At 72.1% G+C, this 13,586-nt stretch carries 15 protein-coding genes; 7 read left to right on the forward strand and 8 right to left on the reverse strand.

Going from position 1 to position 13,586, the window contains the following annotated elements:
- Positions 1-96 precede the first annotated feature (96 nt).
- The 3 genes from ACWCRD_RS18645 (at position 97) to ACWCRD_RS18655 (ending at position 3,488) form a co-directional block, all read left to right on the forward strand.
- The gene (locus ACWCRD_RS18645) at positions 97-2,169 is read left to right on the forward strand and encodes a SpoIIE family protein phosphatase (protein ID WP_450966885.1); all 2,073 of its coding nucleotides are present in this window, start codon (positions 97-99) and stop codon (positions 2,167-2,169) included.
- Positions 2,170-2,302: 133 nt separating this feature from the next.
- Positions 2,303-3,028, forward strand: a complete 726-nt coding sequence (locus ACWCRD_RS18650; RefSeq protein ID WP_450967026.1) for a hypothetical protein — start codon at positions 2,303-2,305, stop codon at positions 3,026-3,028.
- A gap of 22 nt (positions 3,029-3,050) precedes the next feature.
- On the forward strand, positions 3,051-3,488 hold the full coding sequence (locus ACWCRD_RS18655) for a glutaredoxin domain-containing protein (RefSeq protein WP_450966886.1): 438 nt from the start codon (positions 3,051-3,053) through the stop codon (positions 3,486-3,488).
- A gap of 27 nt (positions 3,489-3,515) precedes the next feature.
- On the opposite strand, the gene ACWCRD_RS18660 is transcribed toward ACWCRD_RS18655, so the two are convergent.
- Together ACWCRD_RS18660 and ACWCRD_RS18665 are read right to left on the reverse strand one after the other, a co-directional pair.
- Positions 3,516-4,325, reverse strand: coding sequence for a putative protein N(5)-glutamine methyltransferase (locus ACWCRD_RS18660; RefSeq protein ID WP_450966887.1), 810 nt, complete (start codon positions 4,323-4,325; stop codon positions 3,516-3,518).
- Between the two features lie 176 nt (positions 4,326-4,501).
- Complete coding sequence (locus ACWCRD_RS18665; RefSeq protein WP_450966888.1) at positions 4,502-5,587, reverse strand: hypothetical protein; 1,086 nt, start codon at positions 5,585-5,587, stop codon at positions 4,502-4,504.
- A 104-nt stretch (positions 5,588-5,691) separates the two neighbouring features.
- Here ACWCRD_RS18665 and ACWCRD_RS18670 point away from each other — a divergent pair, with 104 nt between their 5' ends.
- Positions 5,692-6,129 (forward strand): MarR family winged helix-turn-helix transcriptional regulator, encoded by a 438-nt coding sequence (locus ACWCRD_RS18670; protein WP_115912073.1) that lies wholly within the window; start codon positions 5,692-5,694, stop codon positions 6,127-6,129.
- A 216-nt stretch (positions 6,130-6,345) separates the two neighbouring features.
- Here the strand turns inward: ACWCRD_RS18670 and ACWCRD_RS18675 are convergent, their stop codons facing one another.
- From ACWCRD_RS18675 to ACWCRD_RS18685, 3 genes are all read right to left on the reverse strand, one after another.
- Positions 6,346-6,729 carry a hypothetical protein gene (locus tag ACWCRD_RS18675; RefSeq protein ID WP_450966889.1) on the reverse strand — a complete coding sequence of 128 codons (384 nt, stop codon included), beginning with the start codon at positions 6,727-6,729 and terminating at the stop codon, positions 6,346-6,348.
- Between the two features lie 164 nt (positions 6,730-6,893).
- Complete coding sequence (locus ACWCRD_RS18680; protein WP_450966890.1) at positions 6,894-7,607, reverse strand: GNAT family N-acetyltransferase; 714 nt, start codon at positions 7,605-7,607, stop codon at positions 6,894-6,896.
- A complete protein-coding gene (locus ACWCRD_RS18685; RefSeq protein WP_450966891.1) occupies positions 7,604-8,518 on the reverse strand; it encodes an NADP-dependent oxidoreductase in 915 nt (304 codons plus the stop codon). The genes ACWCRD_RS18680 and ACWCRD_RS18685 overlap by 4 nt, the downstream gene beginning before the upstream one ends.
- A gap of 215 nt (positions 8,519-8,733) precedes the next feature.
- Between ACWCRD_RS18685 and ACWCRD_RS18690 the strand changes: the two genes are divergently transcribed.
- From ACWCRD_RS18690 to ACWCRD_RS18700, 3 genes are all read left to right on the forward strand, one after another.
- Positions 8,734-9,339: a sulfite oxidase-like oxidoreductase gene (locus ACWCRD_RS18690; protein ID WP_450966892.1), complete on the forward strand. Its 606-nt coding sequence runs from the start codon at positions 8,734-8,736 to the stop codon at positions 9,337-9,339.
- The gene (locus ACWCRD_RS18695) at positions 9,332-10,114 is read left to right on the forward strand and encodes a ferredoxin reductase (RefSeq protein ID WP_450966893.1); all 783 of its coding nucleotides are present in this window, start codon (positions 9,332-9,334) and stop codon (positions 10,112-10,114) included. Before ACWCRD_RS18690 ends, ACWCRD_RS18695 begins: the two co-directional genes overlap by 8 nt.
- 153 nt (positions 10,115-10,267) lie before the next feature.
- Positions 10,268-10,849 (forward strand): Rv1733c family protein, encoded by a 582-nt coding sequence (locus ACWCRD_RS18700; protein ID WP_450966894.1) that lies wholly within the window; start codon positions 10,268-10,270, stop codon positions 10,847-10,849.
- Between the two features lie 64 nt (positions 10,850-10,913).
- Here the strand turns inward: ACWCRD_RS18700 and ACWCRD_RS18705 are convergent, their stop codons facing one another.
- The 3 genes from ACWCRD_RS18705 to ACWCRD_RS18715 all read right to left on the reverse strand — a co-directional run bounded on the left by ACWCRD_RS18705 (position 10,914) and on the right by ACWCRD_RS18715 (position 13,571).
- Complete coding sequence (locus ACWCRD_RS18705) at positions 10,914-11,654, reverse strand: class I SAM-dependent methyltransferase (RefSeq protein WP_450966895.1); 741 nt, start codon at positions 11,652-11,654, stop codon at positions 10,914-10,916.
- Between the two features lie 180 nt (positions 11,655-11,834).
- On the reverse strand, positions 11,835-12,188 hold the full coding sequence (locus ACWCRD_RS18710) for a VOC family protein (RefSeq protein ID WP_450966896.1): 354 nt from the start codon (positions 12,186-12,188) through the stop codon (positions 11,835-11,837).
- Positions 12,189-12,212: 24 nt separating this feature from the next.
- A complete protein-coding gene (locus tag ACWCRD_RS18715; RefSeq protein WP_450966897.1) occupies positions 12,213-13,571 on the reverse strand; it encodes an 8-oxoguanine deaminase in 1,359 nt (452 codons plus the stop codon).
- Positions 13,572-13,586: the final 15 nt, after the last annotated feature.

Below are 13,586 nucleotides of genomic sequence, written 5' to 3' on the forward strand. Positions count from 1 at the left end.
GACGGGGTCGTCACAGGGACGGTTGAGCGCGGTAGAACATGGGGAGTCGGCACGGGGGACGGCGTGCCGCGCGAACGGGCGAAGGCGGTGCGTGGAATGAGTGCACCTGGGTTTCCGGTGGCCGAGGGCGAGGAGTCGGTGCGGCCGAGCGGGCTGCTCGACGTGCTGGGCGTGGCCTCGGTGGTGCTGGACGCCGAGGGACGCATCGTGCTGTGGAGCCCGCAGGCCGAGGAGCTGTTCGGCTATCCGGCGCAGGAGGCCCTCGGCCAGTACGCGGCCCGGATCATGGTGCACGAGCAGCATCTCGACCTGGTGGTCAAACTGTTCGCCGACGTCATGGTCACCGGTCAGAGCTGGGCCGGTGCCTTCCCCATTCGGCGCAAGGACGGCAGCACGCGCCTGGTGGAGTTCCGCAACATGCGTCTGCTGGACGACCACGGCGATGTCTTTGCGCTGGGTCTGTGCGCCGACCGGTCGACCGTACGGCGGCTGGAGCGGGACGTGGCGCTGTCCACCCGGATGATCGCGCAGTCCCCCATCGGGCTGGCCGTCCTGGACACCGATCTGCGGTACGTGTCGGTCAATCCGGCCCTGGAGCGGCTCAACGGGATCGCCGCGCAGGAGCACATCGGCCGGTCCATCGGCGAGGTCCTGCCGCACCTGGACGTCGAGGCCATCGAAGCGGCGGCGCGTCATGTGCTGGAGACCGGACGTCCCCTCGTGGATCAGAAGGCGACGGGGTGGACCCCGGCCGATCCGGACGAGGAGCGTGCCTGGTCGCTCTCGCTGTACCGGCTGGAGGACGCCGTCGGGACCGTGCTGGGCGTGGCCGGCTCGGTCGTGGACATCACCGAGCAGCACCGGGCGAGCGTCGAGGCGGAGGCCGCGCGCCGACGGCTGCAGGTGATCGCGGACGCCTCCGCCCGCATCGGCACCACCCTGGAGCTGGACCGCACCGCCCGCGAACTGGCCGACGTCGCCGTGCCGGAACTCGCCGACATAGCCGCCGTGGATCTGCTGGAGGCGGTGGTGGCGGGCAGACGCAGCAGCCTGGGCCCCACGGAGCCGGCGGTGATCCGGGCCCTCGCCGTGCAGGCGGACGGCGCCCCCAAGGCGCTGCGGGCGGCCGACCCGCCCGGGCAGGTGACCCGGTACGGCCCCGACCGCCTGGTCACCGAGTGTGTGCGCACCGGCCGTCCGGTGATGGTGGCGGAGGTCGCGCCCGCGGACCTGCCGCGCATCGCCCGCTCCCCCGAGGCGGCCGAGCTGCTGGCCGAGGCGGGCGTCCACTCGTATCTGGCGGTGCCGCTGATCGCCCGTGGCGAGGTGCTGGGCGCCCTGGACCTCAAGCGCACGCACAACCCGGAGCCGTTCAGCGAGGACGACCTGCTGCTCGCCCGCGAGCTGGCGTCCCGCGCGGCCGTGCAGATCGACAACGCCCGCTGGTACCAGAACGCCCGGGACACCGCCCTCACTCTCCAGCGCAGCCTGCTGCCCAGCCACCCGCCGGTGACCGGCGGCCTTGAAGTCGCCTCCCGCTACCAGCCCGCCGGAGCCACCAGCGAGGTCGGCGGCGACTGGTTCGACGTGATCCCGCTGGAGGGCGGCAAGACGGCGCTGGTGGTGGGCGATGTGATGGGCAGCGGCATCAACGCGGCCGCGACCATGGGCCGGCTGCGCACCGCGACCAACACCCTCGCCTCCCTCGACCTCGATCCGGCCCGGCTCCTCGAACACCTCGACAAGATCACCGAGGGCCTGGACCACTCCATCGCGACCTGTGTGTACGCCGTCCACGACCCGCAGCTGCGCCAGTGCCGGATCGCGAACGCCGGGCATCTGCCGCCGGCCCGGCTGCGGCCCGGACACCCCCCGGAGCTGCTGGAACTGCCCACGGGCGTACCGCTGGGCGTGGGCGGGGTCGCCTTCTCCACCACCACGGTCGACCTGGAGCCCGGCGACCGTCTCGTGTTCTACACCGACGGGCTGGTCGAAACCCGGCAGCATCCCCTCGACGAGCGCCTGGACGCCCTGCTCTCCCTCCTCGAAGGGCCCGACCGCCCCCTGGAGGAGGTCTGCGACCTCCTGCTGCGCACCCTGCACCAGCCCGACAACTCCGACGACGTGGCGCTTCTCATCGCGCGCGTGCAGAAGCCGAAGCCGAGCTGACGCCCGGGGCGGGCCGGGGCGCCCGGGCTCTCACAGCTGGTGATTACGGGTTCCTTATCGCCCGCATCCGACAATCACAGCAAGGCATGGCATGCAGACTGCCGCCTGCCGTGGCCGATGGGAGCAAGCCGTGATGCACGAGCCGGAGCAGGAACCCACTGCCGGGGGCGAGCCGCCTGACGGGCGCTTCGGGACGCCCCCGGGCATGGAAGTGATGACCGGTCCGGGCGGCCCGGACCGCGAGCCGGGGCCGTGGCGGCGCCGCTCCCGCCGGGCGCGCGCCGTGGCCGCGGCGGCCACCGTCGCCGTGCTGGCCCTCGGCGGCACGGTCGCCTACGCCGCCACCTCGGACGGCAGCCAGAGCGCCACGCCCTCCGCGTCCGGGTCCGCCTCCCCCTCGCCGGACCGCCCCGGCGGCCGGCACGGTGTCGGCCCCTGGTTCGGTTTCGGCTTCGGCGGCATGGGCGTGCACGGCGAGACGACGGTCAAGGATCAGGACACCGGGAAGTGGGTCGTACGGATCTGGCAGCGCGGCACCGTCGAGAAGGTCACCGGCGACCGGGTCACGCTCAGGAGCGACGACGGCGCCACCTGGACATGGACCGTGAACTCCGACACCACCGTTTTCCATGACGGTACGAAGGGTTCGGGCACCGGCACCCTGAAGAAGGGCGAGTCGGCCCTCCTGGCCGGCACCCGCTCCGCCGACGGCACGCGGACCGCTACCCGGGCGATCTCCGGCCCCTTCGACCGCCAGGGACCCGGCGACCGGCACGACAGGTTCCGGGGCCCCGGCAACAGGGACTGGCGCAACCACGCCACGTCCCCGAGCCCGTCGGGCAGCGGCGCGACGACCTGAGGCACCGATAGCCTGCGTCCTCATGACACGTCCTTGGATATTGCCGCTTGTGCTGGTGCTCGGCGGTTCGGTCGTTGCGGCCGGGCTGCTCTTCAGAGGCAGCCCGGCGGCCGCCGTGGCCTTGCTGCTGGTGTTCGTGGCGCTCGCGGGCGTGAACTCGCCCCTGGTCTTCCCGCGCTCGATCGGTTGGCCGGAGGCACAACGCCGCAGCGCGGCCGACGGCCGACCGGTCGTCTTCTGGCGCCCCGGCTGTACGTACTGCCTGCGACTGCGCCTCCGGCTGGGCCGCAGCGCCCGTCAGTTGTACTGGGTCGACATCTGGCGCGACCCGGCCGGCGCGGCGGCGGTTCGGGAAGCCAACGACGGCAACGAGACCGTACCGACCGTCGTCGTGGCGGGCCGGCCGCACACCAACCCCGATCCGGAATGGATACGCGAACAGCTCGCCCCTTCCGCCTGACCGGGAACGGTGTCCGCAAAGGCGAGTTCAGGGGCGGACGCCGATCACGACATGGGCGTACAGCTCCTCGGAGGCCGCCAGGCGCACCCTCAACCCGCCCGTGGTGAAGGCGTCCACGGCCGCAGCGGCCTGCCGTTCGCTCGTCTCGACCAGCAGGCAACCGCCAGGGGCGAGCCAGTGGCACGCCTCGGCGGCGACCCGGCGCAGGACGTCGAGTCCGTCCGCGCCGCCGTCGAGCGCGACCAGCGGTTCGTGGTCGCGGGCCTCCGCGGGCAGCAGGCCGACCTCGCCGGTGGGCACGTAGGGCACATTGGCCGCGAGGATGTCGATACGGCCGCGCAACTCGTCCGGCAACGCCGTGAACAGGTCGCCCTCGTGGACCCTGCCGCCGACGGCGCCGACATTGCTGCGGGCGCACCGCACCGCGGCCGGATCGATGTCGGCGGCGTGCAGTTCGACCTGGCCGAGCGCGGTGGCCAGGGCCGCGCCGACGGCGCCCGAGCCGCAGCACAGGTCCACGACGACGGATGCGTCGGGGGCCTGGGCGAGGGCCTGTCCGACGAGGAACTCGGTACGGCGGCGGGGCACGAACACACCGGGTTCCACGACGATGCGCAGCCCCCGGAACTCGGCCCAGCCGACGACGAGTTCGAGGGGAAGTCCGCAGACCCGGCGGTCGACGAGAGCGGACAGTTCCTCCGGCGTGCGCGCGGCGGCCAGGATCAACTCCGCCTCGTCCTCGGCGAAGACACAGCCCGCGGCGCGCAGCGCGGCAACGACCGATTCGCGGGTGGAGGGCGACGGCAGGGAGGCAGGTGAAGGAGACAAGGGAGGCATGAAAGCCGAGAGCCTTTCGGTGAGTCGAAGGGCGCTCTCGCGGTCGCCTACGGCCGGCGGCCCGCGTCGACTCGAGGTGTGAGCACCCGACCTGACACAGCGGTAATGGGTCTCACCTCCTCGGTCTTCGGTGGCCGGGAGCTTCCACGGCCGGGCGCCAACAATACCGCAACGCGTCAGACGCCGACCGTCTCCTCGACCTCTTCCTCCGCTTCCTGTTCGGCCTTCTCCTCAGCCTTCGGTTCGGCCTTCCGCTCCTCGGCCACGCGGACCGGCGCGGCGGCGGTCACGGGCGCCTCCGTCCGGCCACGCGCCCGCTCGTACCCGGCGGCGATCGCCGTGACGGCGAGACCCAGCAGCAGCCATGCGATGAGCGTCCACACGTTGCGGGACAGACCGTCGCTGTGGAAGTACAGGAGGCTGCGGGCGCCCTCGACGAATCCGGCGCCGTTCCAGAAGGCGTGCAGGGTGCCGAAGAAGCCGTTCTGCAGGTCGGGGCGGAACAGACCGCCGGAGCTGGTGAAGTTGAGCATGACGAACAGCACCATCATGGCGAGGGTGGTCCAGCGCTTGAGGAAGGTGTGCAGGCCGATGCCGACGAAGAGGATGCCCGCGGAGTAGAGCCAGGCCATCCCCCACAGGCTCGCGAGGTCGTGGTGGGCGAGGTGGAAGACGGGCCCGGCGAGCAGCGCGCCGATGCCGCTGACGACGGCGGAGACGCCGAGTGCCAGCAGGGCACGCAGCCGCATGGCCAGACCGGCGCCGGCGGCGCCGAGCGCGGCGACGGAGGCGTAGGAGCCGATGCTCAGCGCGATCAGCAGGAAGAACAGGCCCTGCCCGGTGGGGTCGTCGTCGACCGGTGCGGCCACGTCGGTGACCTTGAGCGGGACGCCCTCCCCGGCGGCGACGGGCGTGAAGACCTTCTCGACGGCCGTGGTGTCCATGTCGGAGGCGGCGCTCGCGACGACCAGTTCCGGCGTCTTCGCGCTGGGCACGTAGGCGCCGGTGATGTCACGGGAGTCGAGCAGGCCGACGGCCTCGGAGCGGGTGGCGACCGTGCGGACGTCGAGCCTGTCCCCCGCCTTGTCCTTGACGGTCTGCGCGAACACCTTCGCCTGCGGGCCGGAGCCGACGACGGCGACGGGCAGGTGGTGGGGCTCCGGGGTGACGAACGCCCCCATGTACGCGAGGCCCATGCCGATGCACATCAGCAGCGGGGTGATCAGGTGCGTGATCACATGGCGCAGGGCCGGAGACCTCATGGCTCACAACCTCCAGATGGTTGGCTTATACAACTCTCACTTCAAGTTGTACTATACAACCAAGTGGGCTGGGGTGGTATTCCGTGGTGAACGAGGGAGGTCCGGTGGAAGCAGACGAAGCCGTGGAGACGATCCAGCGCGAGATGACGGCCTTCGCCCGCCGCGCCCGTGCCTCGGCGGGCCGTATGCACCCCGAGCTGTCGCTGGTCTCGTACACGCTGCTCGGACATCTGGAGGAGAGCGGCGGCTGCCGGGCCACCGACCTGGCGGCGCACTACGCCCTGGACAAGTCCACGGTCAGCCGCCAGGTGGCCGCCCTGGAGCAGGCCCGGCTCATCGAGCGGCGCCTGGACCCGGACGACCACCGCGTCCAGGTCCTGCACCTGACCGAGGCCGGGCGCCGGATCCTCGCCCAGGTCACGGACAGCCGCCGGGCGGCCTTCCGGGAGCGGCTGGCGGACTGGCCGGAGGAGGATCTACGGCGGTTCGCGGGCTATCTCGTGCGCTACAACGCGTGGACGCCGGCCGACGGTGAGGGCTAGGTCCTGTCGTCACATTCCCGTCGTCCGCCCGAAAGGGGGCCCGGCTCCGCTGCCCACCCGGCGGGCAGTGCAGGGCCGTCGAGCGGCATGGTCGCCATGGGCTTGGGCAAGGACCGCGTCGCGAGGTGATGCTTTCTACACGGACCACCGGCTGCCCGGCGAACAGCGGCAGTCACCGGCAGCCAGTCGACACCCGCCGGGAAGGCGCCAGCCCCATCAGGGGCGGAGGAGAGGCACCCAGCGTCTTTCCGACTCGTCATACGCGGCGACACTGTCCCCTGTGATGTCCGCCAGAGGCACCCACTGGTCCTCCGGCTCCCAGGCAGCGCCGCCGGTCGCTTGCGCATACAGAGGGCTGGGCGCCCACGACACCAGCACTGCAGTGGCGGTCACTTCCGTTGCCCACCCAAGGAACTCGCGTCCGTCCTGGAACGTGAAACCGATCTTGTCCACCCGTTCTACGCACCGTTCCAGGGCCTGCCGCAGTGCCTCCGTCGCCGCCATTCGGTCATCATATGCAGCGGCCCCGGTGAGGCCCATGCCATCCATCTGCCGCAGGGCTCGTTCCAGATCGAGCAGCGAGTCCAGTGCCTGCAGCACACCCCGGGCCGGGCCCGGCCGTTGCGTAGCTTCTGCAGCGCCCGGAGCCCGGCCCTCCCCAAGCAGTTCGCGGATCGCCGACTTCGGCGCCGGGGGAAGGCGCTCTGTTGCTGCGCCTGGCCGAACCGAGCGTGCGCGAGATCCTGGCGAAGGCTGACCAAGCCCTACTGGGAGGCTGCCAACTCCCGTTCGTCCGTGAGGGGTTCGGGAGCGCGGGCTGCCAGGAACGCGGTGGTGCGGCGCAGCCGGAAGCCGAGGGACTCGTAGAGGCGGATGGCGTTGGTGTTGCCCGCGCCGGTGTGCAGGAACGGGGTCTCGCCGCGCTCGCGGATGCCGTGGGCCACCGCGAGGATCAGCCGGGTCGCGAGGCCCTCGCCGCGGAAGGCGGGGTCGGTGCAGACGGCGCTGATCTCGGTCCAGCCCGGCGGGTGCAGCCGCTCCCCCGCCATCGCTATCAGGGCGCCGTCCCGGCGTATACCGAGGTAGGTGCCGAGCTCGACGGTGCGGGGCAGGAAGGGGCCCGGCCTGGTGCGCTCGACCAGGTCGAGCATCTCGGGCACGTCGGCGGCGCCGAGACGGACGGCCTCCGGGTCCGGTGCGGCGGCGAGGCCGTCGTCGACGAGTTGCACGCCGTCCACATGGAAGGTGATGTCCCAGCCCGCGGGGAGCTCGCCGCAGTAGCCGGCGAGCGGCACCTCCGCCCCGGGCCCGGCGAGCGCCGCGAGGTCGGCCCAGTCGTCGGGGCCGGGATCGTCGGGCAGCGCAAGCCACGGCGACACGTCGGCGGGGTAGCGCAGCACCCGGCCGCGCCGCTCGGCGAAGTGCGCGTGCGGTCCGGTCAGCGAGGCGAGGGCGGGGTTGTCCAGCACGTGGCTCACTTGGCGACCTCGATCACGATCTTGCCACGGGCGTGGCCCTCTTCGACGGCGCGCAGCGCCTTGCCGGCCCGCTCCAGCGGGAAGGTCTGCGTCACATGCGGGTCCAGGTGGCCGCGGACGACGAGGTCGGCCGCCGCCGCGAGCCGCTCGGAGGTGCGCACCCGGGCGACTCGGGCGCCGCCCAGCTTCTCGACCACCTCGGGCGGGGCCCCGGCCGTGATGAGCCTGGTCCGGTCGGTGAGCAGCGTCGCCGCCTCCGCGAGGACGTCACCGCCCACCAGGTCGTACACGCCGTCGACAGCGCCCGCCACGCGCCCGGTCCAGCCGGGGCCGGACGCCACGTGCCGGGCCCCGAGCGATTCGACGAAGCCCTTCTTGGCCTCGCTCGCGAGGCCCACGACCCGCAGGCCGAGCGCGCGGGCGATCTGCACCGCCGCGACACCGACGCCGCCGCCCGCGCCGGTCACGAGGAGGGTGGCGCCGGCCGGCAGGTCGAGCCGGCGGATTCCGTCGTACGCCGTCACGGCCGCGACGGGCAGCGTGGCGGCGTCGGTGAAGGACAGCGCGTCGGGCTTGTGCGCGATCAGGTCGACCGACAGCAGCGCGTACTCGGAGTACCCGCTGACGACGGGCCGGCCGAAGACCGCGTCTCCCACGGCGAACCCCTCGACTCCCTCACCGACCTGCTCCACGACCCCGGAGACCCCGTTGCCGAAGTAGGCGGGGAAGTCGCGCTCGCCGCTCTCGCCGGGGCGGGGGTAGCCGGTGCGCTGCTTCCAGTCGACCGGGTTCACCCCCGCGGCACGCACCGCGACCAGCACCTGACCGGGGCCGGGGCTCGGCCGGTCCACGTCGACGAGGGCCTCGGCCTCCGGTCCGCCGTAGCGTGTGAAGACGTACGCCTTGGGCATATGATCCCACTCTCCTTCGCTGCCGCCGGGTCACCGGTTGTACGGGGCACCGGTTCCGGCACCAGTCCGCAAGGACGATCAGACGCGGGCTATTCCCAGGACGCCGGAGTCTTCATACGGCCTTAACGATCGCGGTACGGCCCGGGGCCGGAGCACGTCTGACGAGCACGTACGGTTGAATGCGTCAGCAATCACTTCCGTCCCGCTGGATCCGTATGAACGTCACCCGAGGCTTCACCGGGCGCGCCCGCGTCGACAATCCGGGCCTGCCGCCCGGCCAGTACGACGCGGGCGACGACTGGCCCGTCCTGTCCGCCGAGGTCACCCCCGAGCTTGCGCCCGCCGACTGGACGTTCCGGGTCGACGGCCTGGTGGAACGGCCCCGCATCTGGGACTGGGAGCAGGCGCACGCGCTGCCGGCGTCGGCGTACGAGGGCGACATCCACTGCGTGACCAGCTGGTCGAAGTTCGGGGTGCGGTTCACGGGCGTGTCCCTGGACGCCTTCCTCGACGAGGTGCGCCCCCATGCGTCGGCCACCCATGCCGTCGCCTACTCGCACACCGGCTACACCACCAACCTCCCCCTCGCGGACCTGACCGGCGGGCGTGCCTGGATCGCCTGGGAGTACGACGGACAGCCCCTTGCCCCCGAGCACGGCGGGCCCGCCCGGCTGCTGGTGCCGCACCTGTACTTCTGGAAGAGCGCCAAGTGGATCGCGGGCCTGATGCTCCTCGACCACGACGAGCCGGGCTTCTGGGAGCAGAACGGCTACCACGCGCGCGGCAACCCCTGGCAGGAGCAGCGGTACTCCGGTGACTGAGCAACTGACGCAGCCGTCCCCTTCCCCCGGGTTCACTCCCCCGACCCGTTTCGCGGTGCCCGGCCGGATCGCCGTGAACAGCCGGGCGGCCACCGAGTGGCAGACCGCCACGCTCACCGAGATCCGCCGCGAGACCCCCCATGCGGCCACCTTCCGCTTCGCGGTGCCCGACTGGGAGGGGCATCTGCCGGGCCAGCACCTGATGCTGCGGCTGACCGCACCGGACGGCTATGTGGCCCAGCGCCACTATTCGGTCGCGTCCGCGCCCGACGAGCCGGGGCACATCGAACTGACCCTGGACCATGTGGCGGGCGGTGAGGTCTCGGGCTGGTTCCACACCGTGGCCGAGCCCGGTGACCGGGTCGAGGTGCGCGGACCGCTGAGCGGCTTCTTCGCCTGGCCGGGCGACCGGCCCGCGCTGCTGGTCGGGGCCGGTTCCGGGGTCGTACCGCTGATGTCGATGGTGCGGCATCACCGGGCGCGCGCGCTGGATGTGCCGCTGCGGCTGCTGGTGTCGGCGCGCAGCCCCGAAGAGCTCATCTACGCAAGGGAGTTCGGCGCGGAGACGACGCCCGTCTTCACGCGCCGCGCACCGGCGGGTGCGCCCGTGGGCCGTCTGGCCGCAGCACATCTGGCACCGCTCCTGGCCGAGCAGCCACCCGGTGGGTGGGAGGCCTATGTCTGCGGTTCGAACGCCTTCGCCGAGCACGCCTCACGGCTGCTCGTCGAGGCGGGCCAGCCCGTGGACCGGATCCGCATCGAACGCTTCGGCTGACAGTCCGAAGGTCAGGCCGGGCCGATTGAGCGATCTCCCGTGTGCTGGGTACCCGTCTCTCCTGGGCACTCGCGCGGATACGCGGCGCGGAGGGACAATACGGACCGAGGACGATACGGCCCCTCCGGCTCCGGCGACGGCGAGGAGGTGGACATGCGAACCCGGGTGCGCGGCTGGCGCTGGCGGCGCAATCCGCTGCGGCGCCGGTCGGACGTGGTCGAGGCGTGGACGGCACTGCTCGTCGCCGTCCTGTTGTTCGTGGGCGCGCCACTGGCGGGAGCGCTCGCGGGCTGGTGGGCCCATGACGACGCGCGGGCCGTGGCGACCGCACAGCGCGCCGAACGCCACCGGGTACGGGCCGACGTCGTCGGCAGGACACCCGAGAGGCTGCCGTCGGCGCAGAGCGGCCGGGACCACTCGTACCGCGTGGACGTGCGCTGGACGGACGCGACCGGCACCCACACCGCTCACGCACGCGTCCCGGCGGGCACCAAGCGCGGCGACACCGTCGACGTCTGGTTCGACGCCGCAGGCAGGGCCGTTCCTCCACCGCCGGGCGAAGCCCAGGTCTGGCAGCACACCGCGACCATCGGCATCTGCGCCGCGGGCGGCGCGGTGGCCGTGGTGCTGCTGGCGCACACGGTCGTACGCCGGGTGTCCACCGGACACCGCCTGGTCGAGTGGGAACGGGAGTGGGCACGCACGGAGCCGGAGTGGACGCGGCGCCGGGCGTGACGCACGCCGGGACCTGCCGCCGGCGCCATGGCCGCAGGCAGGCCGCCGGGTGTCCGAGCGCTCGTCAGGCGCGGCAGCGCAGCATTTCGAGCGGGGGGTTGGCGATGAAGTCCGCCCAGAAGTCCGCGCCGAACGCGCGCACCCCGGCCTCGGAGACCTGCAGCGGGACCCAGGTCGGCTCGCCGAATCCGGCCGCCCGCAAACAGTGCTCGTAGACCTCGCGGCGGGGTGCGGTGGAGACGATCTCGATCGGCGGGTCGAGCAGCGCGGTGACCCGGACCCGCGGTCCGGTCTCGGCCTCCTCACCGGTCGGCTCGCAGAGGAAGCCGTACTTCTCCAGGGAGGCCTTGTCGAAGACGTAGTCGGGTGACTGCATGAGCGCGAAGAACTCGCCGCCGGGCTTCAGGCTGCGGTGTACGTGACCGCACATCCGTTCCATGGCCGCGATGCCCTCCGCATAGTTGAGCATCTGCACGCCTGTGACGATGTCGAACTGGCCGTCCAGAGGCCGCAGTTCAGCCACATCGCCCACCTCGTAGCGCACGCCCAGCGGCTCGCGCTCTTCCAATTCCCGTGCCGCGGCGACCATTTCGCCGGAGATGTCGATTCCGAGTACGTCCTCGGCGCCGCGCCGCTTGAACTCCCTGCTGTAGAAGCCGGTACCGGAGGCCAGGTCGAGGACCGACTTGCCGCGCACGTCCCCGACCAGGGCCAGGAAGCCGGGTACTTCCGCGTACTGCGTCAGCGGGAGGGACTTGAAGCCCTCGAAGGCCTCACCGATCTTGTCGTACTGCTGGACACTCACGTTGCTTTCTCCCCTGTGCTCGGTCATGTCCTTCGGCCCGGCCCCCGCGCCCTGGGCACGCCGCAGCCACTGACCGGCAGTCTCCCGGCCCCCCGGCGGACCGTCGTACTGACAGAAGCCACAAAGATCCGGCCCCCGGCCCGGCCTCATGCACAAGCCGGCCTCAGGGACGCGACGCGCTCAGGCGGGCTGCCACAGCTCGATCCGGTTGCCCTCGGGATCGGTGACCCAGCCGAAACGGCCGACGCCCTCCATGTCCTGTGTCTCCTCGGCCACGTCCGCACCCTTGGCGCGCAGTTGCGCGAGCATCGCATCCAGGTCGCGGACGCGGAAGTTGAGCATGGTCTGCTGGGAGGGGGACCCGAAGTAGCCGGTCCCGGACTCGAACGCCGCGAACACCGTCGGCCCGGCTTCCGGACGCCACAGACCGTTCTCGTCGGCGTCGAGACCCAGGCAGTCGCGGTACCAGGCGCTCAGGGCCGCCGGATCGGCGGCGCGCAGGAAGTAACCACCGATTCCAAGCACACGTTCCATGCCGCCATCCTGCCAGGACTGCGGCTAAGCCTCCTGCTGCATGCTCCGGGTGATCCGCCCGTGGTCCCGCAACGCCTCCGCGAGCCCCGGTAGCACCGGTTCGCCCCGGTCGACGAGGATCCGGCCCCCGACCACCGTCGTCCAGGCACGGGCCGGACCGCAGCGCAGCCACGCCTCGACGGGATCGCTCAGCGCCCCCGCGAGAGCGACCTCGTGCAGATCCCAGACGACCAGGTCCGCGCAGGCGCCCGGGCGCAGATGGCCCAACTCGTCGGCGCGACCGCGGCAGTGGGCCGAGCCGCGGGTGGCGATGTCGAGGGCGTCGCGGGCGGTCATCGCGCCGGGTCCGCCGCGGTAGCGGCCCAGCAGCAGGGCGCCCCGCGTCTCCATCCAGAGGCAGGCGTGGTCCGTGGAGGCGGAGCCGTCGCAGCCGATGCCGACGGGCAGGCCGAGTTCGCGCATCTCCTTGACGCGCGCGGTGCCGCCGCCGATGAGCATGTTGGAGCTGGGGCAGTGCGCGACGCCGACGCCCGCTGCCGCGAGCCGGCCGAGCTCGTCGTCGTTGGGGTGGATGCAGTGGGCGACCCAGGTGCGGTCGCTCATCCAGCCGCAGTCCTCGAAGTGCTCCACGGGCCGGCAGCCGTAGGTCTCGAGGCAGTAGGTGTCCTCGTCGTGGTCCTCGGCGAGGTGGGTGTGCAGGCGCACGTCGTGGCGTTCGGCGAGTTCCGCCGTCGCCGTCATGACCTCCTTGGTCACCGAGAACGGCGAGCAGGGCGCGAGCGCGACCCGGATCAGGGCGCCCGGCGTCGGGTCGTGGTGGGTCTTGATCAGCCGCTCGCTGTCGGCGAGCACCTCGTCGACGGTCTGGGTGACGCTCCTGGGCGGCAGTCCGCCGTCCTCGACGGAGCGGGTCATGGAGCCGCGGGTCGCGTGGAAGCGGAAGCCGATGTCGCGGGCGGCGCGGATCTCGGCGTCCACGAGGTGCGGGCGGGGGTGGACGTACAGGTGGTCGGAGGAGGTGGTGCAGCCGCCCATCAGCAGTTCGGCCATGCCGACGTACGCCGACACGTAGGCGGCCTCCTCGTCGAGGGCCGCCCACAGCGGGTACAGGGTGGTCAGCCAGTCGAAGAGGGTGCCGCTCACGGCGGGGGCGTAGGCGCGGGTGAGGTTCTGGTAGATGTGATGGTGCGTGTTGATCAGGCCGGGAGTGACCAGCCGACCGGCCGCGGAGACGGTCGTACGGGCCTCCGGCTCGGTCCCGGCCGCGCCCACGGCGGTGACCCGACCATTGCTGACGGCCACCCAGCCGCCGGGGATCTCGCTCTCCCCGTCGACGACCAGCAGACCGGGGTCCTTGACCAGCAGATCCACGGCTGACGTCATGGCGCCCATCGTAGA

Source organism: Streptomyces sp. NPDC002092 (assembly GCF_053593775.1).

Bases quoted from the DNA above. Each gene is read 5' to 3' on its own strand.
- ACWCRD_RS18645 (WP_450966885.1), top strand. From the start codon at position 97: ATGAGTGCACCTGGGTTTCCGGTGGCCGAGGGCGAGGAGTCGGTGCGG.
- ACWCRD_RS18650 (WP_450967026.1), top strand. From the start codon at position 2,303: ATGCACGAGCCGGAGCAGGAACCCACTGCCGGGGGCGAGCCGCCTGAC.
- ACWCRD_RS18655 (WP_450966886.1), top strand. From the start codon at position 3,051: ATGACACGTCCTTGGATATTGCCGCTTGTGCTGGTGCTCGGCGGTTCG.
- ACWCRD_RS18660 (WP_450966887.1), bottom strand. From the start codon at position 4,325: ATGCCTCCCTTGTCTCCTTCACCTGCCTCCCTGCCGTCGCCCTCCACC.
- ACWCRD_RS18665 (WP_450966888.1), bottom strand. From the start codon at position 5,587: ATGAGGTCTCCGGCCCTGCGCCATGTGATCACGCACCTGATCACCCCG.
- ACWCRD_RS18685 (WP_450966891.1), bottom strand. From the start codon at position 8,518: ATGCCCAAGGCGTACGTCTTCACACGCTACGGCGGACCGGAGGCCGAG.
- ACWCRD_RS18690 (WP_450966892.1), top strand. From the start codon at position 8,734: ATGAACGTCACCCGAGGCTTCACCGGGCGCGCCCGCGTCGACAATCCG.
- ACWCRD_RS18700 (WP_450966894.1), top strand. From the start codon at position 10,268: ATGCGAACCCGGGTGCGCGGCTGGCGCTGGCGGCGCAATCCGCTGCGG.
- ACWCRD_RS18710 (WP_450966896.1), bottom strand. From the start codon at position 12,188: ATGGAACGTGTGCTTGGAATCGGTGGTTACTTCCTGCGCGCCGCCGAT.
- ACWCRD_RS18715 (WP_450966897.1), bottom strand. From the start codon at position 13,571: ATGACGTCAGCCGTGGATCTGCTGGTCAAGGACCCCGGTCTGCTGGTC.